Origin of the sequence: Lysinibacillus sp. NPDC093692, assembly GCF_050280125.1 — a bacterium.
Lineage (GTDB): Bacteria > Bacillota > Bacilli > Bacillales_A > Planococcaceae > Lysinibacillus.
In genome coordinates this window covers 31,814-51,837 of sequence record NZ_JBNNUW010000030.1, presented here as the reverse complement: position 1 = coordinate 51,837, position 20,024 = coordinate 31,814, and the positions used below count along the sequence as shown (strand labels likewise).

General features: G+C 35.2%; 23 protein-coding genes and 1 riboswitch. Of the genes, 15 read left to right on the top strand and 8 right to left on the bottom strand.

Features of this window, described 5'->3' with window-relative positions:
- Positions 1–184: 184 nt before the first annotated feature.
- From ACQKN4_RS22730 to ACQKN4_RS22715, 4 genes are all read left to right on the top strand, one after another.
- Complete coding sequence (locus ACQKN4_RS22730; protein WP_427484884.1) at positions 185–565, top strand: phage holin family protein; 381 nt, start codon at positions 185–187, stop codon at positions 563–565.
- Between the two features lie 38 nt (positions 566–603).
- Complete coding sequence (locus tag ACQKN4_RS22725) at positions 604–1,299, top strand: GH25 family lysozyme (protein ID WP_427484883.1); 696 nt, start codon at positions 604–606, stop codon at positions 1,297–1,299.
- A gap of 375 nt (positions 1,300–1,674) precedes the next feature.
- Entirely contained in the window at positions 1,675–1,875 is a 201-nt protein-coding gene (locus tag ACQKN4_RS22720) for a cold-shock protein (protein WP_049664906.1), read from the top strand.
- Positions 1,876–2,105: 230 nt separating this feature from the next.
- Positions 2,106–2,462, top strand: coding sequence for an aconitate hydratase (locus ACQKN4_RS22715; RefSeq protein ID WP_427484882.1), 357 nt, complete (start codon positions 2,106–2,108; stop codon positions 2,460–2,462).
- Positions 2,463–2,486: 24 nt separating this feature from the next.
- On the opposite strand, the gene ACQKN4_RS22710 is transcribed toward ACQKN4_RS22715, so the two are convergent.
- The 3 genes from ACQKN4_RS22710 to ACQKN4_RS22700 form a co-directional block, all read right to left on the bottom strand.
- A complete protein-coding gene (locus tag ACQKN4_RS22710; RefSeq protein WP_427484881.1) occupies positions 2,487–3,539 on the bottom strand; it encodes an Ig-like domain-containing protein in 1,053 nt (350 codons plus the stop codon).
- A gap of 145 nt (positions 3,540–3,684) precedes the next feature.
- A complete protein-coding gene (locus tag ACQKN4_RS22705; protein ID WP_427484880.1) occupies positions 3,685–4,107 on the bottom strand; it encodes a hypothetical protein in 423 nt (140 codons plus the stop codon).
- 77 nt (positions 4,108–4,184) lie between these two features.
- Positions 4,185–4,406, bottom strand: a complete 222-nt coding sequence (locus ACQKN4_RS22700; RefSeq protein WP_036167099.1) for a helix-turn-helix domain-containing protein — start codon at positions 4,404–4,406, stop codon at positions 4,185–4,187.
- A 185-nt stretch (positions 4,407–4,591) separates the two neighbouring features.
- Here ACQKN4_RS22700 and ACQKN4_RS22695 point away from each other — a divergent pair, with 185 nt between their 5' ends.
- From ACQKN4_RS22695 to ACQKN4_RS22675, 5 genes are all read left to right on the top strand, one after another.
- A complete protein-coding gene (locus ACQKN4_RS22695; RefSeq protein WP_427484879.1) occupies positions 4,592–5,479 on the top strand; it encodes a helix-turn-helix domain-containing protein in 888 nt (295 codons plus the stop codon).
- A 429-nt stretch (positions 5,480–5,908) separates the two neighbouring features.
- Positions 5,909–6,547, top strand: a complete 639-nt coding sequence (locus ACQKN4_RS22690) for a DUF2306 domain-containing protein (RefSeq protein ID WP_427484878.1) — start codon at positions 5,909–5,911, stop codon at positions 6,545–6,547.
- 184 nt (positions 6,548–6,731) lie between these two features.
- A riboswitch (cobalamin riboswitch) is annotated at positions 6,732–6,921 on the top strand.
- A gap of 30 nt (positions 6,922–6,951) precedes the next feature.
- Positions 6,952–7,074: a hypothetical protein gene (locus ACQKN4_RS22685; RefSeq protein WP_276207739.1), complete on the top strand. Its 123-nt coding sequence runs from the start codon at positions 6,952–6,954 to the stop codon at positions 7,072–7,074.
- A 61-nt stretch (positions 7,075–7,135) separates the two neighbouring features.
- Positions 7,136–7,318 carry a hypothetical protein gene (locus ACQKN4_RS22680; protein WP_079560371.1) on the top strand — a complete coding sequence of 61 codons (183 nt, stop codon included), beginning with the start codon at positions 7,136–7,138 and terminating at the stop codon, positions 7,316–7,318.
- Positions 7,319–7,799: 481 nt separating this feature from the next.
- Positions 7,800–9,155, top strand: a complete 1,356-nt coding sequence (locus ACQKN4_RS22675) for a PepSY-associated TM helix domain-containing protein (protein ID WP_427484877.1) — start codon at positions 7,800–7,802, stop codon at positions 9,153–9,155.
- 57 nt (positions 9,156–9,212) lie between these two features.
- On the opposite strand, the gene ACQKN4_RS22670 is transcribed toward ACQKN4_RS22675, so the two are convergent.
- The 3 genes from ACQKN4_RS22670 to ACQKN4_RS22660 all read right to left on the bottom strand — a co-directional run bounded on the left by ACQKN4_RS22670 (position 9,213) and on the right by ACQKN4_RS22660 (position 12,074).
- Complete coding sequence (locus tag ACQKN4_RS22670) at positions 9,213–9,818, bottom strand: response regulator transcription factor (RefSeq protein ID WP_079560176.1); 606 nt, start codon at positions 9,816–9,818, stop codon at positions 9,213–9,215.
- Complete coding sequence (locus tag ACQKN4_RS22665) at positions 9,815–10,813, bottom strand: histidine kinase (protein WP_427484876.1); 999 nt, start codon at positions 10,811–10,813, stop codon at positions 9,815–9,817. Before ACQKN4_RS22665 ends, ACQKN4_RS22670 begins: the two co-directional genes overlap by 4 nt.
- Positions 10,814–10,943: 130 nt before the next feature.
- Positions 10,944–12,074, bottom strand: coding sequence for a DUF418 domain-containing protein (locus ACQKN4_RS22660; protein ID WP_427484885.1), 1,131 nt, complete (start codon positions 12,072–12,074; stop codon positions 10,944–10,946).
- 283 nt (positions 12,075–12,357) lie between these two features.
- On the opposite strand from ACQKN4_RS22660, the gene ACQKN4_RS22655 reads away from it, so the two are divergent.
- Both ACQKN4_RS22655 and ACQKN4_RS22650 read left to right on the top strand, forming a co-directional pair.
- On the top strand, positions 12,358–13,074 hold the full coding sequence (locus ACQKN4_RS22655; protein ID WP_079560177.1) for an MBL fold metallo-hydrolase: 717 nt from the start codon (positions 12,358–12,360) through the stop codon (positions 13,072–13,074).
- A 12-nt stretch (positions 13,075–13,086) separates the two neighbouring features.
- Positions 13,087–13,680, top strand: a complete 594-nt coding sequence (locus tag ACQKN4_RS22650; RefSeq protein ID WP_427484875.1) for a WHG domain-containing protein — start codon at positions 13,087–13,089, stop codon at positions 13,678–13,680.
- Positions 13,681–13,836: 156 nt separating this feature from the next.
- On the opposite strand, the gene ACQKN4_RS22645 is transcribed toward ACQKN4_RS22650, so the two are convergent.
- A complete protein-coding gene (locus ACQKN4_RS22645; RefSeq protein WP_427484874.1) occupies positions 13,837–14,688 on the bottom strand; it encodes a class I SAM-dependent methyltransferase in 852 nt (283 codons plus the stop codon).
- A 388-nt stretch (positions 14,689–15,076) separates the two neighbouring features.
- A complete protein-coding gene (locus ACQKN4_RS22640) occupies positions 15,077–16,123 on the bottom strand; it encodes an NAD(P)/FAD-dependent oxidoreductase (RefSeq protein WP_427484873.1) in 1,047 nt (348 codons plus the stop codon).
- Between the two features lie 148 nt (positions 16,124–16,271).
- On the opposite strand from ACQKN4_RS22640, the gene ACQKN4_RS22635 reads away from it, so the two are divergent.
- From ACQKN4_RS22635 to ACQKN4_RS22620, 4 genes are read left to right on the top strand one after another with little or no spacing between them, the layout of a single operon-like run.
- On the top strand, positions 16,272–17,060 hold the full coding sequence (locus tag ACQKN4_RS22635; protein ID WP_079560181.1) for an ABC transporter ATP-binding protein: 789 nt from the start codon (positions 16,272–16,274) through the stop codon (positions 17,058–17,060).
- A gap of 14 nt (positions 17,061–17,074) precedes the next feature.
- Positions 17,075–17,992 carry an iron-hydroxamate ABC transporter substrate-binding protein gene (locus ACQKN4_RS22630; RefSeq protein WP_427484872.1) on the top strand — a complete coding sequence of 306 codons (918 nt, stop codon included), beginning with the start codon at positions 17,075–17,077 and terminating at the stop codon, positions 17,990–17,992.
- A 25-nt stretch (positions 17,993–18,017) separates the two neighbouring features.
- The gene (locus ACQKN4_RS22625; protein WP_427484871.1) at positions 18,018–19,019 is read left to right on the top strand and encodes a FecCD family ABC transporter permease; all 1,002 of its coding nucleotides are present in this window, start codon (positions 18,018–18,020) and stop codon (positions 19,017–19,019) included.
- Entirely contained in the window at positions 19,012–20,019 is a 1,008-nt protein-coding gene (locus ACQKN4_RS22620; RefSeq protein WP_427484870.1) for a FecCD family ABC transporter permease, read from the top strand. The genes ACQKN4_RS22625 and ACQKN4_RS22620 overlap by 8 nt, the downstream gene beginning before the upstream one ends.
- Positions 20,020–20,024: the final 5 nt, after the last annotated feature.

Below are 20,024 nucleotides of genomic sequence, written 5' to 3'. Positions count from 1 at the left end.
TCTCCGATTGTTCTTAAACTTTCATTCCCAAATAAATATCTTTGAACAGCTTCTAATTTCACTTTTTCTTTAAATTTAACCATACAAAAACTGCACCTCCAATTGTTAGATTGAGTGTCTAATAATTGGGGAGCAGTTCAAAAAAAGTGGAGGGCTTTTATTATGCAGAAAAGGAAGGTGTCAGATGAAAACAGATACGTTATATACATCGTTTATTGGCGGTACAATGGCATGGATAGGATACCTTATTGGAGGTATTGACCACTTAATAAAAGCGTTAGTTATATTTATGATCATCGACTATACACTTGGATTTATGGTTAGTTTGGTGTTCAAGAAAACTGAAAGTAAAAAGATGTTTAAGGGCTTAATCAAAAAGACGGCTATGGTATTAATGGTAATCGCAGCTGTGCAATTAGATTTAGCAACCGAAAGTGGGAATTTTATGCGAAACGCTATGATTCTTTTCCTTATTGGTATGGAAGGTATCAGCATGATTGAAAATTTAGGTAAGCTGGGAATCAAAGTACCAAAGTTTTTAACGAATGCATTTACACAGCTTTAAATTGATAATGATGACAAGCCAAAGGACGGTGAAACGAAATGAGCAAAATTATTGATATATCACATCACCAGGGAGATATTGATTGGTCAAAGGCAAGCAAAGAAGTTGATTTAGCTATTATCCGCACCCAATATGGAACGAGTACTATTGACCGTAAATATGTACGAAATATTAACGGATGTAAAAAGTACAACGTGCCATTCGCAGTATACATTTATGTAACATTCAAAAATAAAGCTGAGGCATTGGTGCAGGCGAAAGACTTCTACGAACGAGCGCAAGCGCATAAGCCGTTATTTTACGTTGTGGACGTTGAGGAAAGTTTCGGAGCAAGCGTTCAAAATATCGTAAAATGTACACAAGCATTTGTCGATTATTTAAAAGGCAAAGGCGTCAAGGTTGGACTATACACAGGACACCATTTTTTCAAGCCGTACCAGATGGACACGGTTAAAAACTATGATTTCCTATGGATTCCGCGCTACAGCCTCACGAGTGCGCCGGGTTTAAAGCTTGATTATCCATGTGATTTATGGCAGTTCACGGAGAAGGGGACAGTTGCAGGAATCAAAGGTAACGTGGATTTAAATGTACTTAACGGATCTAAGACATTATCTTGGTTTACTATTAAAAATGAGGAAGACAATAAGCCAAAACCAATTGTAAAGGATGATAATACAATGAAATTTTCGAATGAGACAACAGAGGCTGCAGTACGAGACCACATTAAATAAACAGTAGATAAAAAGCTAATTGATAAGTCATGGCTAGATAAATTTGATTCTGGAACTATGACAAATGGTGATTATGAAGGTTTGAAGCTTATCATTGTTCAACGTGAAAATAATAAGAAATAGTTCGTTTTAGTACGGTACCCAAATATATTCATCATAATTTACTTAGTTTATAGTTAATGAGTTCGCTTTTACACTAGACAAATATGATTTTTTAACATATAGTTGATGTAATAAAATCGTTTGCAAGGGAACAATGAATTCACATATTACAAAGAGTAATCGTGTTTTGTTAGATACTTTTTGTAATATGTGAATTTTTTTCTTTTAAAGTAGTATGATTTTATTTAATACAATTAATGGAGGTCATTATAAATGGCACAAGGTACAGTGAAATGGTTTAACGCAGACAAAGGTTTTGGTTTCATCGAAATGGAAGGCGGGAAAGATGTATTCGCACACTTCTCAGCTATCCAAGGTGACGGATTCAAATCACTTGAAGAAGGTCAAAAAGTTGAATTCTCAGTAGAAGATGGCCAACGTGGACCACAAGCTGCAAACATCGTAAAACTTTAATTTTTAATGAAGAAAACCACTCATTAGTAGAGTGGAATTTGTTTAGGTTGTTGTGTTGTTTATTAATGTAAGATTTCATATTTTTCCTAAACCTAAACTTCAAAAAAAGCCCAGGTACTCATTAATTTGAGCCTGGGCTTTTTTTATTTCCACAAATTATTCCTTGTCAAAATACAAACAACTGTTCTAAAATAATACAAACGAATGTTCTTGCATGGGAGTGGGATTGTATGTTGAATATTGAACAACGTCAATTATTTCATAAGTTTGTGATTTTAGATATGGCGATTCAATCATTACAGCGTGATTTCAAAGTGATAGAAAATCTAAAAATGAGTAAGGTCTACTTGCCAATCCTCGAAAAGCTTCTAAAGGACATAACACAAGATTATTACAACTCAAAGAGGCTGTTAGCCAAAGCTAAAATCAGAGTCGTGAAGTGGGAAAAGATAGACGAATACTTTAGTGATGTACATGTAGCGACTGCAGGGAATGATGTTGTTCTTCGATATGCCAACCAAGCAATCAAAACGCAGGTTGAAAATTTATTATTAAGTCACCAAAATAAAGACCAGGCGCTCAATTGAAAGTGAGTACCTGGTCATTTTTGATTAATATTCTCTTACTTCAAATGAAGCAATCTTATCATGTACGATATATTCAGTTACCTTTTTATAAGGTGAAATAGTTTTAGTGAATTTGAATGTTGAAGTACCTTGTGCACTATCAAACCATTTCAAATAGTCATTTAATACTTTATTGGTAACGTCATACTCTTTTGTTATACCGTTAACTAATGTAATACTTAAAATAGCATTTGAAGATTCATTGCTTGGTTTCTTAACAATTACTGTACTAGTGGCTGTAATATCAGTGCCTTCAATTTTGGCTGTAATACTTGCTTCACCTTCACGAACTGCAGTTACATTACCATCTTGATCTACAGTGGCAATACTTTCATCACTAGAAGACCATATTACTTTTGCAGAATCTGGAGTAACTGTAGCCGTTAATTTATCTTGACTTCCTTCTAGTAGTTCTAAATTATTTTTGTCTAATGTGATGGATTGAACATCGGGAACTTCACCTGAAGATAATAATTGTCCATCGACGTCAATTGCATCAATTTCGAAGGGTTTTGTTATATCAAGGTTTTTAATTACAATTAAATGTGTACCAGAAGATAAATTATTTTTTTCGTAGACTAATCTCTGGTATACAGTTGCATGATTCAATTGAGTATTATAAGAATATGTATCAACAACGTTACCATCTATACTGACTTCTACGCTTGAACTTCTGTTATGATAAATCGCTCCAAAAATTCTAAATTTAGTTCCACTAATAATAAAAGATGCAGTGTTATTATTTCCGAAAAACGCTGTTGTTCCTTTGTAAAACTTCTCAAAAGTGGGAACAGAATAATCCGTAAGATTTCCAATAGTTATTTTAGGGTTATTCCCATCATATCTTTTCCACCCTAACTCTGGGGTAAGAAGTGAATCTCCTATTACTGCACTATTTTCAGGAGTATTATTTAAATTAGTTACCCCTTCTTCATAATCAACTACTTCTGCTGCCGATGCACTTTCTACACTAATACTAACTAGTACTAATAACGTTAATACTAGATAAATAAAACCATTTTTCAATAACTTACTCACTTATGTATCCTCCTTCAAAGTTTTCGAAGTTAATTTCTTTAAATAACCTCAGAAAACAACTTTAACCAAAATGAGACTCATTTACCATAATAAAAATCGTTTATTTTTAATAAAAAAAGCCACTCATTTGAGTGACTTAAAATAATTATTCTATGATAGTAGCATGAATTAAAGGGGCACCTAAATCATCTTTTCCTTCAAACGTTCCGTAAACAGTTACTTCAGAATCCTTAGTAACATCTATTAAAGTAAAATTTTTCACCGAAAACATACCATAGCCACCATCTTCTGTAGTAGTCACAGTAAATGTTCCACCAACACCTTCTTCGGTGATATTAGTAACTTTTCCACTGATAGTTACCTTTGAATATTGCTTAACTTCATCACCATTAGCTTTAACAAAATCTAATTTAATCGCTTCAGCTTTCAATTTTTTATTTAATTTTTCTCCTTTAGTTTCGGCAACTTTATCCGCAGCATCTTTTTCTTCAGCAGCAGTTTTTTCTTCCTCTCCACATGCAGCGAGTAAAAGTGCTGATAATGCTCCAGCAAAAAATAGTTTTTTCATTTTAAAATCCTCCCTCTATATTACCATTCTAGGAAATTTTTAGGGAAAAGTACATACAAAAAAACAGACAACTGTGATTAGTTATCTGTTTTCGTAAATTGAATGATTTCGGAGATATCTTCAATATTTAGGGCATCAGCTATTTTTTCTAGTGCGTTCTTATTAATACGAATAGTTTTATCATTAACTAATTCACTTATGGTACGAGGATTTAAACCTGTTATCTCCACAAGTTTCTTTTGATCCCAGCCACGTTTTTTCAATAGCTCTCCAAGGTTAGATTTTAATTCAGCGCCCATTATTCACCAACTCTCATATTATGATGTTAATTTTATTATAAACCATAATTTACTTAAAAGAAATTAAATGTTGGCATTTTACTTAAACGAAATTATGATTTACTTAATCGAAATAATAAGTGTGCATTTATATTTTTTTAAATTCTGATTTCTTTTAAGTAAATTGCAGATGAGGTGAGAAACAAATGGCATTCGAATATCTAGCACAATACATAACATTCGACTCAGTAAAAGATATGGATAAGAGTGTGGAGGACCATATGGTGGTTCACTATTATGACTTAACAGAATCAGAACGAGCAATTGTTTTCAAACTTGCTTCTCATTCATTGGAACATACAGGAGTGTGTCACTTAAAAGCGAGTACCATAGCTACATCATTAGAAATTAGCACAAAGACAGTTTATCGTTCGATTAAGAAATTAGCCGAGTTGGGAATTATTGAGAAAGTGCCAGGAACAAAATTAAACGGCATAAAAGGTGCTAGTATTTATCGTATTTTACCTTATGTCCCATCGAGCGTGTCCCAACGAGAGACAGTCGATGAAGCTAGTAATGAAGCTGTTTGCCATCCACAATTTGAAAACCAACCATCTAGTTCTTTTAATCTTTTAAGTTCTAAACAAGCAAATAATATTATGAATCTAGAAAATGAATTAGCTTTGCAAGCTGAAAAGAAAAAAGAATACATGAATGAGTACCAGGTAATGCTATTTGATTTCATGCATTCACTACCATTAGCAAATAACTTAAAAGACGAATTACATAAATGTGTATTAGCTGCTCAGGTTCAAAGTGCAACTGACTTCATTAAAGCTAAGAACGTTCTATTCAAAATTGCTATGGATATTAAAGAAGGTGTACTGACGGTTGCTAGTACATTAAGAGCCGTATTCGTAGGGGCATATGGTAAGGCTGTAGAGCGGTTAAGTATTAAGTCTAGTAAATCATCATATATAGAAGAAACACCAAATAGAGAACGTCCAGTACCGTTTTATAACTGGCTAGAAGAACGTGATGATCGTACACAAATAAACAGCAGACCAAACTTAGACAATTGGCTGGAATGGTAGAGAGGGGAATATAAGATATGAAAGAACAAAAACAAATGACTATGTATGACTTTATAGAACAATCAATTAAAAAACCTTCCACAACTGTTAATATAACTGTTGATAAGAAGAACCCCGTAATAGAGTCTCGTATAAGAGTGTGTATTGTGCGGAGATAAGAAAAAGACCACTTTTACAAATAGCACACTCATTAAATAAGGATACTGAAATGAAAAATAAAAATAATTAAGATGTTATTTATAGTATAAGACCTCTTATATCCATTTTATTACCACTTACTATGTAAAGAGCAAATCTTATAAAATTTAATATTACAATATGAACAGAGGAAAGAGGGTTCTTTGATAATTCAATTAAAAGAAGGGAGGAAGAACTAATATTAGTAACGGGGATATTATTTATGAAAATTAAATACTAGGAGACAGAAAAATGAATAAAAAAACTTGGCTTATATTTAGTAGTTTAGCTATTCTAATATCTGGGTATTCCATTGTTCAATATTTAATTATGGATGCACATCAGGCAGGGTTTGTTAAATTGAAACTTATGTTTATTTCTACATTGAATTCGTTTTGGTACATTATGCTTTATATACATATTGTATTCAGTGTAACAGCGTTAGTAATAGGTCCCTTTACATTATTCTCGAAGTTTAGAGAAAAAAATATAAATCGGCATCGAATGTTAGGGAAAATATATATGATAGGTATTTTATCCGGCGGTGTTTCAGGGCTATATTTAGCATTTTATGCTACAGGTGGCTTTGTGTCACAGTTGGGTTTTGGTTTCCTATCTATATTCTGGATGATAACAGCATCTCAAGCGCTATCAAAAATTAAACATAGAAAAATTTATGAACATCAAAAGTGGATGATAAGAAATTATTCCTTAACTTTTGCAGCTGTAACATTAAGAATTTGGCTAGTTTTGTTTACTGTACTATTTGGATTTGAAAATTTTAATCTCAGTTACGCTATTATAGCTTGGCTTTGTTGGTTGCCGAATTTAATCGTTGCAGAATTGCTTATACATAGAAATCGTCAAGTAACAGGCACTTTAATTGAATAACAAATAACAAATAACAAATAACAAATAACAAATAACAAAACCACTCCGTGAATGGGTGGTCTTATTTTAATTTGACTTTATGTAGTGCCAACTTGACAATAAAATCTAATGAATGATAAGCATTGTGTTTACTACTGATATAAAGGTGTCAATGTACACAAACCACTATGGTATAATAATAAAAACGGAATAATAAGATAGAGGTACAAATCATATTTTGATTTGTTTAAAAGGGAAGATCGGTGCAAATCCGACGCTGTCCCGCAACTGTAAATGGGAGCACGTTTCAAAAGACCACTGTTACAACTTGTAATGGGAAGGTGAAAAGTGTGATGAACATAAGCCAGGAGACCTGCCTTTATCTAGTACAACCAAAAAACCTACGAGGATAGGGGGTGTTGAGTGTGACTAGAGAACTTCTCCTGCATGCTCATAGTACGATGATTGCTGAACAGGTAGCTTCTATTGCTAATAGAAAGCCTTTTTCACCGTGGCAATCACCGTATTATGTCGTGTATTTGTCATAATAGACATCTTTCTGTAGAGGGAAAGATGTTTTTTTATGCTAAAAATGAAGGAGTGTTACACATGAATCCACAAGTAATCGAGTATTATGAAAGTCTGTTAAAATTTGAAATCATGGAAAAGCAGTATTCAAGTACTTCTCAAACATTAGGGGAGCTAGTTGACGAGTATGTAGGGCAGGATGCTGTTCATAAAAATGATATTTTAACAGCATATAAAAATGTAATGAAAGAACTAATGGGATAAAGTGAAACTAAGTTAATATATTCCCTGAATTCATCCATTTACTTGCACGAGGTGTTATTGGTGATAATGCCGTAATTATAAGTCAAAAAACTTAGATGACCTTATAGAAAAGCAGAGTAGCCAAACCTGAAATGATTGCGTTTGGCTACTTTTTATTTCTTATAAACTGATTATATTAATAGGAATACATATAATTGTCATAAAATAATCTCTAGTACTTCATTTATATTTCACTTTTTACCTATATAATAATTTTGTGCTTATCTTCATTCAGTAAATGTTTTTTATGACGACTTCCATCTTTGTAGGTGTGGATGAATGCAGATGTGGATCTTTTTTTTGTTGATGCCCAAGCATCTACTGAATGAAGATAATGCCTCCGGCGGATGCCACGGATTTTGAATTGTGCATGCACAATTCAAAATCCGGACCGCAATTACGCCAAGGCGAAATTGATTATTTATAGATTGGAGAATACAACATGAAAAACACATTTTATCAGAGCTTTTGGCGAACGCACTTTTATGCCGCATTATTTATTACGCCACTGCTTATTTCGCTAACATTAAGTGGTATAGGCTATTTATTTTATACTGATGTTGAAAATCAGTTATATGATAAATACTTTTTTGGTGAAAGTGGAAAAACCGAGGTACAATCTATTGATGATGCTGTTAAACTTGCAGAAGAATCATATGCTGGCTATAAAACAAATAAAATTATTGAGTTAGAAGAGCCATACAATACACGTTTATCGATGAAAAATGCAGATGGCAAAGAAAAATATGTGTTTTTAGATGATCATAATCAAATTATTGGTGGTCAAGATGCTGGCTACACATTTGGGAATATTATTAGAAATATCCACAGCTCCTTATTTATTGGGGGAACGTTTGTCAATTATTTAGTTGAATTAGCTGCGTGCTGGGCTATCTTTTTAATGCTTTCAGGCATTTACATGACGTTTAATGGAAAATTACTAAAGAAAACAAAGCAAACAAACAAACGTCAAAAGAGTAGAAAATTCCATGCCCTTCTTGGGACAATTATTACGATTCCAATGCTAGTTATTATTTTCACAGGCTTACCATGGTCTGCGTTTATGGGGAAATACATTTACCAAGCTTCACAAGATTATCCTTCTTTCGGAACGCCATTATTGCAACAGCAGCCACCTACATCTGATGTAAGTGAGATTCCTTGGGCTACTCGCCAAGAAACTCCTCCAACGTCAGACTCGGCACATGCAGCCCATCACGGGGGAGGAAATACAGGCTTTGTTGCTAACCCTAACCAACTTACTGTGGAAAAGCTACAACAAGAAATTGACGCAATGAATATCTCAAAACCATACGCTATTATTTATCCTACTAGCGAAGACGGTGTCTATACAGTTGCTAAATCTAGTAATACAGGTGTCACAGGTCTTGATGTTAGCCCAGATGATGAAACGACAATGTATTTTGATCAATATAGCGGGGAATTTATAGACAAGGTTGGCTATGAGGACTATGGTATTCTTGCTAAATGGTTTACTTGGGGTATTCCTTTACATGAAGGTCATTTGTTTGGTTGGCCAAATAAATTAATCAATTTACTAGTATGTCTAGCATTTTTAGTAGTTATTGCTTGGGGATTCAGAACATGGCTACTGCGAAAAAAACAAGGTATTTTATCTGCACCACCTAAAATCTCTCAAAAAGTATCTATTCCTTTTATCATTTTTATGATCATTTTAGGAATACTGATGCCACTATTTGGACTTTCTTTAATTGCTGTCGTCCTTGTAGAATTAATTATAAATTTGGTGTCTAAAAATAAAAAAGAAGCTAATTAACATGCTAAAGCGATACTGTATCCTGTTAGAAAGGAATGCAGTATCGCTTTTCTTTATTTAAAGCCACCCTTTATCACTGGCGACTTGAGTAGCTTGTTGTCTAGACTCTACTTGTAGTTTCTGAATAGAGGTAGATAAATAGTTTCGAATAGTACCTTTCGTTAAAAATAGTTTTTTACTAATCTCATTTGTTGTGAGTCCTTCTTTGACAAGCTGCAGAACAGCAATTTCACGTTCATTTAGTGGATTCTGTTCTTTCATAAACAACGTAGCGGCTAAATCTCTGCTGACGACCTTTTCATCATTCATGACTTTTCTTATTGTTTCGATTAAATAGTCTATAGGTTCATCTTTTAATAAATAACCATGTACCCCACAATCCATAGCTTTTTGTAAATAGCCAGGACGTGCGAAGGTAGTAACAATCATCACCTTGCACGGTAAATTTGCCTGTTTAATTTTTTCAGCAAGGTCAAGCCCAGAAAGATTCGGCATTTCGATGTCCAAAACACATACATCTGGTAGCTCATGTTGAATAAATTCCCACGCTTTTTGACCATCTGAAACTTCTGCGATCACTTTTATATCAGGCTCAAACGACAACAAGGAAGTCAAGGCGCCACGTAACATTTGTTGATCCTCTGCTAGTAATACTCGTATCATGTAGTTTGCTCCAATCTGTAGTGTTGGATAGGCAGTGTTAACGTCACAATTGTTCCATCTGTCGGTAAATTCTCTATGGAAGCAGTTCCTAAAAGAGCATTCATTCTTTCTTTCATCGATGAAAGTCCATTCCCATACCCTTGGATATGTAAGCCGACACCATCGTCAACGATGTTTATTTTTAAAATTCCATTTATAGTATTGATATCGATTTGGCATTTTTTTGCTTGACTATGTTTAATAATATTTGTAGTTGCTTCCCGCAGACATAAGGACAGCATCGTTTCTTCTACACTCGCTAGGAGAAGCTTTGGACAGTTATTATTGATATTTATTGAGATATCCGCTGTTTGTAAATGCTGTTTACAATGAATAAGCTCACTTTCTAACGAAATAAAATTCATATCGGAAACTAATTCTCTTACTTGCTTTAACGCAGTTCGTGTCGTTGCTAAAATATCATTTAACTCATCTTTCACACGCATCGTATCTTTATCGACTAATTTTGTAGTTAATTCGGTTTTAATTTTGATCATTGTCAATGTATGACCGATCGTATCGTGAAGGTCCCTTGCAATACGTTGTCTTTCTTCTTGTTGAACAAGCTGGGTATTTACTTCTGTTAATTCCGATTGTAATTTTTTTGATTTTTCTACGTAGTAAATTAGCATTGGAAATAGTAGCTGAATAATCATAATGGGTATTAATGCTTGGGATTCTAATTTAAATGATGCTCCTGATTCAAACCAAATAACGATAAGAAACATAAAGGCAATGGCAATCATTCCTAAAGCAATATGCCATTTCTTTTTAGCTCGCCCAATTAAATCAGCAAAAATAAATCCAAAAAATAACATAGCAGATCCTTCATAAATACCTAGTATGATAATAAGAGTAAAGCCTATTAAGGAAGCAAAAAGTAAACGCCAATCTTTATTCCATAAAGCAATATAGAAAGCTACTAAAAATAACATAAGGATTATTATTTTAGCCAATAATGGTAGTTGAGAATGCGATCCTAATACTTTGGTGAATAAAAAAATTAACGAAACTACATCAATAATTAGATAATGTATCGCCTGATCTCTTGGATAAATCTTTATATTTCACACCAACCTTTGTCGATTATTTCTGCGTGACACTTTGAATGGCATTTTTTCGAATCCATTCCATTGGTCCAACATGAAAATGCTTGATACAAATATGTGCAATGAAAAGTTGGAAGAGGGAAAGGGTTAACCAAATACCAATAACTTCAATGCTATTCAATTTCCCGCCTAAACCTAAGCCCCAGCCGTAGAAAATAATAGATGCCATAGTATTTTGAAGGACATAGCAACTTAAAGACATTTTCCCAATCTCACCAAATCTCTTCCATAACCAATCAAGCTTCTTATATTCTAACACTTTACCTAATATTCCAATATAACCAATAGATAGGATTGGTGCAAATAAATACCGAACAGGTAAATCAAATACTCCACCAGGAATAAAGATTAGAAGGTTTAAAGGTACTCCAATAAAAATACCGATTTTAAATAGCTTTTGTCGCGCCTGGCGTCCTTTGTCATTTTGCAAAAATACACCATTTCTCATCAGCTTAACCCCAAGTAAAAATAAAAAGATATTCATCGGGATAATAAAAATAGCTTCCGTTCTATAATAAAGAAAATTTGTTAAACGATATTGTATTTGTTCAAACCAAGTACCATTTTCATAAAGACTAACAACAGGATCGACGCCAGTAAGGGAAGCGTTGGCACCAAGCAATGAACTAACTAAAATTAGCAAAATCATTACTGCGTGGAAACTACCAAAAACGTATAAAGCGCGTTTAATCGCTTTATCACCAAATTTAACAATAAAGACAACAATGATGGCTGTCACAGCATAGCTCATTAAAATATCGTATTCCATGACTAACGTGAAGTGGATAAGCCCCTCCATAAATAAAAAGACTATTGTCCAAATATACATTCCTGGCCAAGCATTTCCTTTTCGTAAAGCTTGCTGATATTTTAATTCCAAACCAACACCAAACATGATTGTTAATAAACCAAGAAGTTTACCGTTTACGAAAAATAAGACTACCATTCGTAAAAAATCGTTCAATGACCACCAACCTGAATAATTGCTCGTTGTGATATACGAAATATCACCAAGATAAGCAAAAATCCAAATATTAGTGCCAAGTGTCCCTAATACAGCAAAGCCACGTAACATATCGATTAAGGGTAATCTTTGTTGAACTTTCATCATGTAATCACTCTTTCTGTGTTTTCTTATAATTATGATAAGAAAACAACAGGAAAAAACATATTCACACCAGTCAAAGGTTCTTTATGACAGGTGTCATTTAAGGTGTCTCAAAAGCAAAGGAAGGCCATCTCGGAAGGTGGGACACAGATCGATTCGTCTATTGTTTTCGAAATTAGCGTAATGAAAATAAGAATGTTATTTATAAAATAAATATTGCGAAAACTAATATAATTAGTTAAAATTGAAATACGATTAGTTCGCAGAGGGGATTTGATGTAGAATGAAAGTTGAAAATAGTGGCACAGTGTATCAATTGTCCTTTATGCCGAGGATTTTTCCTGTTAATTGTTATTTCGTAGAAGAAGAAAATGAGCTTACACTGATCGATGCAGCATTACCATATAGTGCAAAAAGTATAATAAAAGCTGCTGAAAATATCGGAAAACCGATTACGAGAATAATCCTTACCCACGCACATAATGATCATATTGGAGCGCTAGATACGTTAAAAGAATTATTACCACATAGTAAAGTGTACATTTCTTCTAGAGATGCACTTCTATTGGGAGGGAATAGTTCCTTGCTACCAAATGAAAAAAACACCCCTATTCGTGGGGGCCTTCCAAAAAATATTAAAACTAAACCGGATGTATTACTTGAAGAAGGGGATCGTGTTGGTTCTTTAGAAGTGATTGCAACTCCAGGGCATACACCTGGTTCCATTTCTCTTTTCGATACGCGTAATAGAAGTTTAATAGCAGGTGATGCCCTTGTAACAAGAGGAAAGCTAATAGTAACAGGAATGCTGAACCCATTGTTTCCGTTTCCTGCTCTTGCTACATGGGATAAAGAGACAGCTCTAAAAAGTGCAAAAAAATTAAGCAATCTGAATCCGAGTTTACTTGCTGTAGGGCATGGGAAGATGTTAAAGCAACCGCAGGAGCGATTGAACATAGCCATTGCTAAAGCAGAAAATGCTTTTTTATCATCTAAATAGGAAGTGAAAAAAATGTCCCGTCGAATGAAGTTGGATGTATCTATTATTTTACAAAAGGCAACAGAGATAGCTGATGAGCAAGGATTGGACCAACTTTCAATTGGACTATTAGCTGAAAAATTGGAAGTACGGCCACCGTCCTTATATAACCATCTTGATGGCTTAAATGAATTGAAACAGAAATTAGCCATTCAAGGTGTAAAAAAACTACATGAATATATGCTACAAGCTGCAGTAGGACGTTCGGGTGATGACGCCATTCGTGCAATTAGTCAAGCATATCTTCAACTTGTTAGAGAACATCCGGGGTTATATGATGCTAGTTCTCGCTTTCCAGATGCGAATGATCAAGAATTACAGCAAGCCCAAGAGTCTGTCGTACAACTAGTACTTCAAGTGCTAGATGTCTATCATTTACAAGAAGAAACTGCGATTCATATAGTCAGAGGATTACGGAGTATTCTACATGGATTCTCTTCGATTGAACAGATGGGGGGATTCGGGTTGCCACTAGATATCAATAAAAGCTTTTCAATCCTAATCAATACCTTTATTGAGGGCATTCATGCAGCTACGAAAAATCAGAACATGAAAATGAATGACTAAGAGAAGAGAAGGAGACACGGAGGATTAATTTCAGTCGATAATACAAAGGAAATAATATTGGAGTAGGAGACTTGACATTGAATACGAGTTTCCTACTCTTTTCATGTAGAAAGCAGTTGCGATTAATGCTTTCTTTTTGAATAACGTGACACACTACTATTTAGTACATGAATAAATTCTATAATCTAATAGCCCTTCATACTTTAAGATCATTTCAAAATGTTTATCCATTACTTCATAAAGTTCAGGTTCAATATGCTCTGAGTGATTAAGCTCAGGTACTGAGAAAATCGATTTGTTTTTTTGTATACGAATATGTTTAAAACCAGCCTGGTTAAATAAGTCTACCCAATCCTTTTTCATTGAACACGAATCAAATCCATAAAACTCTTTGATTTCTTTTTCAATTTTCTCTTCAAGCGGTTGATGAATAGTAAATTCAATGGCAATAAACCGACCGCCATTCTTTAATAAACGAAAGATTTCTTTAAGTGCATTAGGTTTATTGACAAAAGAAAGCACAGATTCAGAAATAATATAATCAAATGTATGATCGGATAAAGGTACTTGTTCTATTGAACATTGCATTATTTTTACGGGTAAGCGATTTTTTTTCATTCTCTTTTTAGCTTTTGCGACCATTACAGAATTAATATCGATGCCTGTTACCTTTGCTTCATACGTCTCTGCCAAATAGGCAGCGGTTTGGCCTGTACCACAGCCTACATCTAAAATATATGGATTTTCACCAATGTTCTCGGCCTTGAATAGTTCCTTTGTTAAATTAAGACCACCAGGGTGCGCACCGCCTACACCAAATTTGGACAGAAATTCTAGATATTTCGAATTTTGAATCGGAATCCCTTCTTTATTCGTATTTTTGTATAATATGAAATTTAAAATAGTATGGTTCCAGCAAGAGACAAAGTTGTTATCAAGAACCTTCACTAATGAATGGACTTCAATATGTATATTATTTTTGAGCAACTTCTCCGATAGTCTAAACAATAAAAAAATACAGACGTATACTAGTTAAAAGATATTTGATAGGGGGTGAATTGATGCCATTTTATCCGCCTAATTCTAGAATGAGACCATTTCCACCAAGCTATAGACAAGGTTTTGGCCCTCCTATGCAAGGAAGACAAGGGCAACCCTTTTTTAATCCTTACCAGCAACCCCAAACCTCTAGATTTGGAAGATTACCACAACATTTAAATACAATTATGGGCCACGCGGGAACAATAACATATGGAGTTAATATGTTAAGACAAATGGGGGCTTTTATGAATTTCTTAAGATAGAATGTAAAATAATTTTTTTAGTTGAACTTATATAAAACCCCTCTTAAGAGAGTAAATGCTTAAGAGGGGTTATTGATTATTTCATTTAATGTTTATTTTGCTGAAAGTTGTTTTTCGATAATAGAACGGTTTTTCTCTTTAAATACTTCATTATGTGATGACACGACCCCTTGGCGATAGGCAGTAGGCTCTAAATATGTTTTGATAGAATTCACGGCATTGGCTGCATCCTGGAAAGTCCCTAAAAGGAGATTTATTTTTCCTTCAAACGCTAATATATCACCTGCTGCAAAAATTCCAGGCTGTGCTGTTTCTCCTGTTGCTTTCCCTTCAAAATAGTAATCATCTTTTTTAGGAATGGTAATTGTTTGCTCCAATTCTAATGATGCTTCACGGTTATAGCCATGACTAACGATGACTTCATCAATTTGACGCGTATAGCTTTGTTTTGTTTTTGTATTTTCACATGTCACTAATTGGATGGCTGTTTTCTCGGCATCGGCAGTTAATTTTGTAATAGTCGTATTACACTCAATCTTTACGCCAGCATCTAAAGCTTCTTGAATTGTTGCCTCATGAGCGGATAACGTATCTTTACGATAAACAACAGTTACGTTTTTGGCGATAGGACTTAGTTCAACTGCCCAGTCGATCGCAGCATTTCCGCCTCCCGAAATAATGATCTCCTTGTCCACAAAACGTTGATATGACTGCACGGTATAGTGTAAATTAGTCATTTCATATTTTTCTGCACCTTCTAGTGAAAGCTTTTGAGGATTAATAATACCACCACCAACGGCTAAAAGAACGGTTTTAGAATAATGTTTATCTCCTTGCGCAGTATGAAGAACAAAAATATCATTTTGGCGCTCGATAAAATCGATTTTTGTACCTGTACCAATGGTTGGATGAAACGTTTTTGCCTGTGCAATTAACTGTTTCACAAATTGTTCGCCTAATACAGGGGGATGACCACCAATATCCCAAATTAGCTTCTCGGGATAAAGTAAAACTTTACCACCAAGCTGTTGTTGACTCTCAAGTAATTTCGTTTTCAATCCTCGTAAACCACTATAAAAGGCGCTGTATAGGCCTGCAGGACCACCACCAATAATTGTTACATCGTATAAATGTTGCATTTATATCACCACATCCTAAAAAAATAATAAAAAAGTATTTGACAAAACTAAATAAGAAAACTAGACTAATTCTAGTGATAATGATTATCATTGTCGGTTAATCGCTATCATAGCATGGAAAGAACAAAAAGGAAAGAGAGGTTACGTCGTGCGTTTACAAGTTGAATCGATTCGTATCGGCTACGAGGACAAAACGATTGTGCATGATTTATCGTTACAAATTCCAGACGGTAAAATAACGACTATCATTGGTTCCAATGGGTGTGGTAAATCTACACTTTTAAAGGCTATTACAAGGATATTGAAGCATAAGAGTGGACAAGTCATACTGGATGGTCAAAATATTTCCGAGATGAATACAAAAGAATTAGCGAAAGAACTGGCTATATTGCCACAAAGTCCGGAAAGTGCACATGGTTTAACAGTGGAAGAGCTTGTATCCTACGGTCGATTTCCATATCAAAAGGGCTTCGGTAATTTATCGCAAAAGGATAAAGAAATGATTGACTGGGCCTTAAAGGTAACTAAAACGGATGACTTTCGTCTGAACACAGTTGATGCCTTATCAGGTGGACAGCGTCAACGGGTGTGGATCGCGATGGCATTAGCTCAAGAGACCGATATAATTTTTTTAGATGAGCCAACAACTTATTTAGATATGGCCCATCAGTTAGAAGTTTTAGAATTACTTAACAAGCTTAACGAAGAAGAAGGACGCACAATTGTCATGGTGTTACATGATTTAAATCAGGCAGCACGCTTTTCAGATTATATTGTTGCGCTATCAAAAGGAGAGCTAGTGAAGTTTGGTACTGCAGAGGAAGTTATAGTACCTGAAGTATTAGAAAAAGTGTTTAATATTGATGCAGTCATTGGTAAGGATCCTCGAACTGATAAACCAATGTGCATTACATATAACTTACTACAAACAGTGTAAAAGGAGATAGATTTATGAAAAAGTGGTTATTACCAATGTTTATGATGGTCGTACTAGTGCTTGCAGCGTGCGGCAATAAAGAAGAGAAGACGGATGAGGGCTCTAAAGATAAGGCATCTGCAGAAACGATTACGTATCAATCAGAAGCTGGCCCTGTTGAAGTACCAGCAAATCCTAAACGTGTAGTTGTATTATCTTCATTTGTTGGGCATTTACTACAGCTTGACGTTAATGTTGTCGGTATTGATTCATGGGCTGCAGATAATCCAAACTTCAAAGATGGTATTAAAGATGCAGTAGTTGTTGAGAATACGGATATCGAAAAAATTATCGAGCTTGAGCCAGATTTAATTATTGGTTTAAATGGTATTGAAAATGCAGATAAATTAGGAGAAATCGCACCAACTGTGTTGTTCACTTATGGTAAAGTGGATTATTTACAGCAATTCATCGAAATCGGTAAAGTGGTGAACAAAGAAAAAGAAGCAACTGATTGGGTAAAAGATTTTAAAGAACGTGCTGCAGAGACGGGTACAAAAATTAAAGAAAAAATCGGCGAAGATGCTACGGTTACTGTCGCAGAAATGTTTAATAAACAAATGTATGTGTATGGAGATAACTGGGGTCGAGGAACAGAAATTTTATATAAAGAAATGGGCTTGAAAATGCCTGAAAAAGTAAAACAAGATGCTTTAAAACCAGGTTATTTTGCAATTTCTACAGAAGTATTAAATGAATATGCAGGTGACTATGTGATCTTTAGTACGTTTAAAGGCGAGGATAGCGCCATTAAAAATGCTCCGTGGTTTAAAGATTTAGAAGCGGTGAAGAATGGTCATTTATTTGAAGTGAGTGGCAACGAATTTTACTTTAATGATCCAAAAACTTTAGAATATCAACTAGATTTCTTTGAAAAGAAATTTTTACAATAATTTCAGTAGAGAGTAGCGAAGGCAAATGATAAAGTTTCGAAATTTCCCGTTTTGGCTTCAAGTATTGCTTGCACTGATCTTATTAGCAGTAACAGTTACGATCTCGCTTTGTATAGGCGCGGCTAATACGAGTATTCAAGATGTTTATCAAGCGATTGTCGGACAAGACGGTGGCAAGCACTACTCTGTATTACGTGAAATTCGATTTCCTCGTATTATTGCTGCTATTTTTGTAGGTAGTGCACTTGCAGTTGCTGGGGCTATTATGCAAGGAGTTACTAGAAATCCATTAGCAGATCCAGGTCTCCTTGGTCTAACAGCAGGTGCGAATGCGGCACTAGCATTGACGATGGCGTTTATTCCAAATACCTCGTACTATATGTTTATTTTTGCATGTTTCATAGGTGCGGGTGTAGGGATGATTGTTGTCTATGGTATAGGCGCTTCAACGAAGAATGGCTTTTCTCCATTAAAGTTAGTCTTAGCTGGGGCAGCCGTATCCGCTCTATTACAAGCAATAGCAGATGGAACGGGAATATTATTTAAAATTTCAAAAGATGTTTCGATGTGGACGAGTGGTGGTTTAATTGGCACTACATGGCAAGCATTAATAATTGTTCCTGTTATTGTAATAGGATTAGGGGTAGCTTTTGTGTTTAGTCGTCAGCTAACCATTTTAAGTTTAAATGAAGAAGTAGCTGTCGGATTAGGACAAAAAACAACAGCCATTAAAGGAATTATGATGTTTGTCGTTGTTGTTCTTGCAGGCTCCGCAGTTGCGCTAGTAGGCAATTTAGCATTTGTGGGGTTAATGGTACCACATATTGTCCGAGCAATTGTTGGAACAGACTATCGATTTGTCCTACCGATGAGCGCTATTATCGGTGGATGGTTAATGGTCACTGCAGATTTTGCAGGTAGAATGGTTAATGCCCCATATGAAACACCGGTAATTGCAATTATTTCAATTATCGGCCTTCCGTTCTTCTTACTTCTTGTTCGAAAGGGAGGTCGTCAAATTGTTTAAAATCGGACGAAAAAAACAACGTAGATGGCTCATGGTTTGGATGCTATTAACAATAGCTATTTTTGTAATGGGTATTTCAATGGGAGCAGCTTCAGTTTCGATTGATCGCATAATACCGATTTTACTTGGAGACGGCAGCTTCAAAGAATCATTCGTACTGTTTTCTGTTCGCTTGCCAAGATTATTTGTGCTAGCAGCAGCAGGGATGGCGTTAGCATTAGCTGGTGCCGTTTTGCAAGGGGTAACACGTAATGATCTAGCGGACCCGGGTATTATTGGGATTAATGCTGGAGCAGGTATAGGAATTACGCTATTTTATATCCTTGTTGATGGTGATTTACCTCATTTCGCGTATGTGTTACCACTTGTCGGATTTGCCAGCGCTTTATTAACGGCACTCCTCATTTACTTTTTTTCATATAAGCGTAATGTGGGTGTACAGCCGATCCAACTTATTTTAGTCGGGGTAGGTGTAGCATCTGCCTTAGCAGGTGTAATGATGATATTAATTTCCTCTGCTGAGCGTAGTGATGTGCAATTTATCGCACAATGGCTTGCGGGGAATGTTTGGGGAACAGACTGGCCATTTTTCTGGGCTTTATTGCCTTGGCTTGTGCTAGGCATACCATTTATTTTGTATAAAGCAAATGTGTTAAATGTGCTGGCAATGACTGAACCAACAGCGGTTGGCTTAGGATTAAACATCGAACGAGAGCGTTTGCAATTATTAGTAGTCTCTGTCGCATTAGCTGCGGCAGCTGTATCGATCACAGGAGGCATTGCCTTTATCGGTCTGATGGCTCCCCATATTGCAAAGCAGCTCGTCGGACCGCGCTACCAGTTCTTTTTACCACTCACATTATTAATTGGTGCCAGCTTACTAATGCTTGCAGATACAATTGGCCGCGTAGCTATTTCGAGTGCGACCGTGCCAGCAGGTATTGTTGTAGCCTGTATCGGCGCCCCATATTTTTTATATTTACTACGAAAAAACGACTGAATGGC

What these genes read in the sequence shown, in the direction of transcription:
- ACQKN4_RS22730 (WP_427484884.1), top strand. Translation starts at nt 185, where the DNA reads ATGAAAACAGATACGTTATATACATCGTTTATTGGCGGTACAATGGCA.
- ACQKN4_RS22725 (WP_427484883.1), top strand. Translation starts at nt 604, where the DNA reads ATGAGCAAAATTATTGATATATCACATCACCAGGGAGATATTGATTGG.
- ACQKN4_RS22720 (WP_049664906.1), top strand. Translation starts at nt 1,675, where the DNA reads ATGGCACAAGGTACAGTGAAATGGTTTAACGCAGACAAAGGTTTTGGT.
- ACQKN4_RS22715 (WP_427484882.1), top strand. Translation starts at nt 2,106, where the DNA reads ATGTTGAATATTGAACAACGTCAATTATTTCATAAGTTTGTGATTTTA.
- ACQKN4_RS22705 (WP_427484880.1), bottom strand. Translation starts at nt 4,107, where the DNA reads ATGAAAAAACTATTTTTTGCTGGAGCATTATCAGCACTTTTACTCGCT.
- ACQKN4_RS22700 (WP_036167099.1), bottom strand. Translation starts at nt 4,406, where the DNA reads ATGGGCGCTGAATTAAAATCTAACCTTGGAGAGCTATTGAAAAAACGT.
- ACQKN4_RS22695 (WP_427484879.1), top strand. Translation starts at nt 4,592, where the DNA reads ATGGCATTCGAATATCTAGCACAATACATAACATTCGACTCAGTAAAA.
- ACQKN4_RS22690 (WP_427484878.1), top strand. Translation starts at nt 5,909, where the DNA reads ATGAATAAAAAAACTTGGCTTATATTTAGTAGTTTAGCTATTCTAATA.
- ACQKN4_RS22680 (WP_079560371.1), top strand. Translation starts at nt 7,136, where the DNA reads ATGAATCCACAAGTAATCGAGTATTATGAAAGTCTGTTAAAATTTGAA.
- ACQKN4_RS22675 (WP_427484877.1), top strand. Translation starts at nt 7,800, where the DNA reads ATGAAAAACACATTTTATCAGAGCTTTTGGCGAACGCACTTTTATGCC.
- ACQKN4_RS22670 (WP_079560176.1), bottom strand. Translation starts at nt 9,818, where the DNA reads ATGATACGAGTATTACTAGCAGAGGATCAACAAATGTTACGTGGCGCC.
- ACQKN4_RS22660 (WP_427484885.1), bottom strand. Translation starts at nt 12,074, where the DNA reads ATGAAAGTTCAACAAAGATTACCCTTAATCGATATGTTACGTGGCTTT.
- ACQKN4_RS22655 (WP_079560177.1), top strand. Translation starts at nt 12,358, where the DNA reads ATGAAAGTTGAAAATAGTGGCACAGTGTATCAATTGTCCTTTATGCCG.
- ACQKN4_RS22650 (WP_427484875.1), top strand. Translation starts at nt 13,087, where the DNA reads ATGTCCCGTCGAATGAAGTTGGATGTATCTATTATTTTACAAAAGGCA.
- ACQKN4_RS22640 (WP_427484873.1), bottom strand. Translation starts at nt 16,123, where the DNA reads ATGCAACATTTATACGATGTAACAATTATTGGTGGTGGTCCTGCAGGC.
- ACQKN4_RS22630 (WP_427484872.1), top strand. Translation starts at nt 17,075, where the DNA reads ATGAAAAAGTGGTTATTACCAATGTTTATGATGGTCGTACTAGTGCTT.
- ACQKN4_RS22625 (WP_427484871.1), top strand. Translation starts at nt 18,018, where the DNA reads ATGATAAAGTTTCGAAATTTCCCGTTTTGGCTTCAAGTATTGCTTGCA.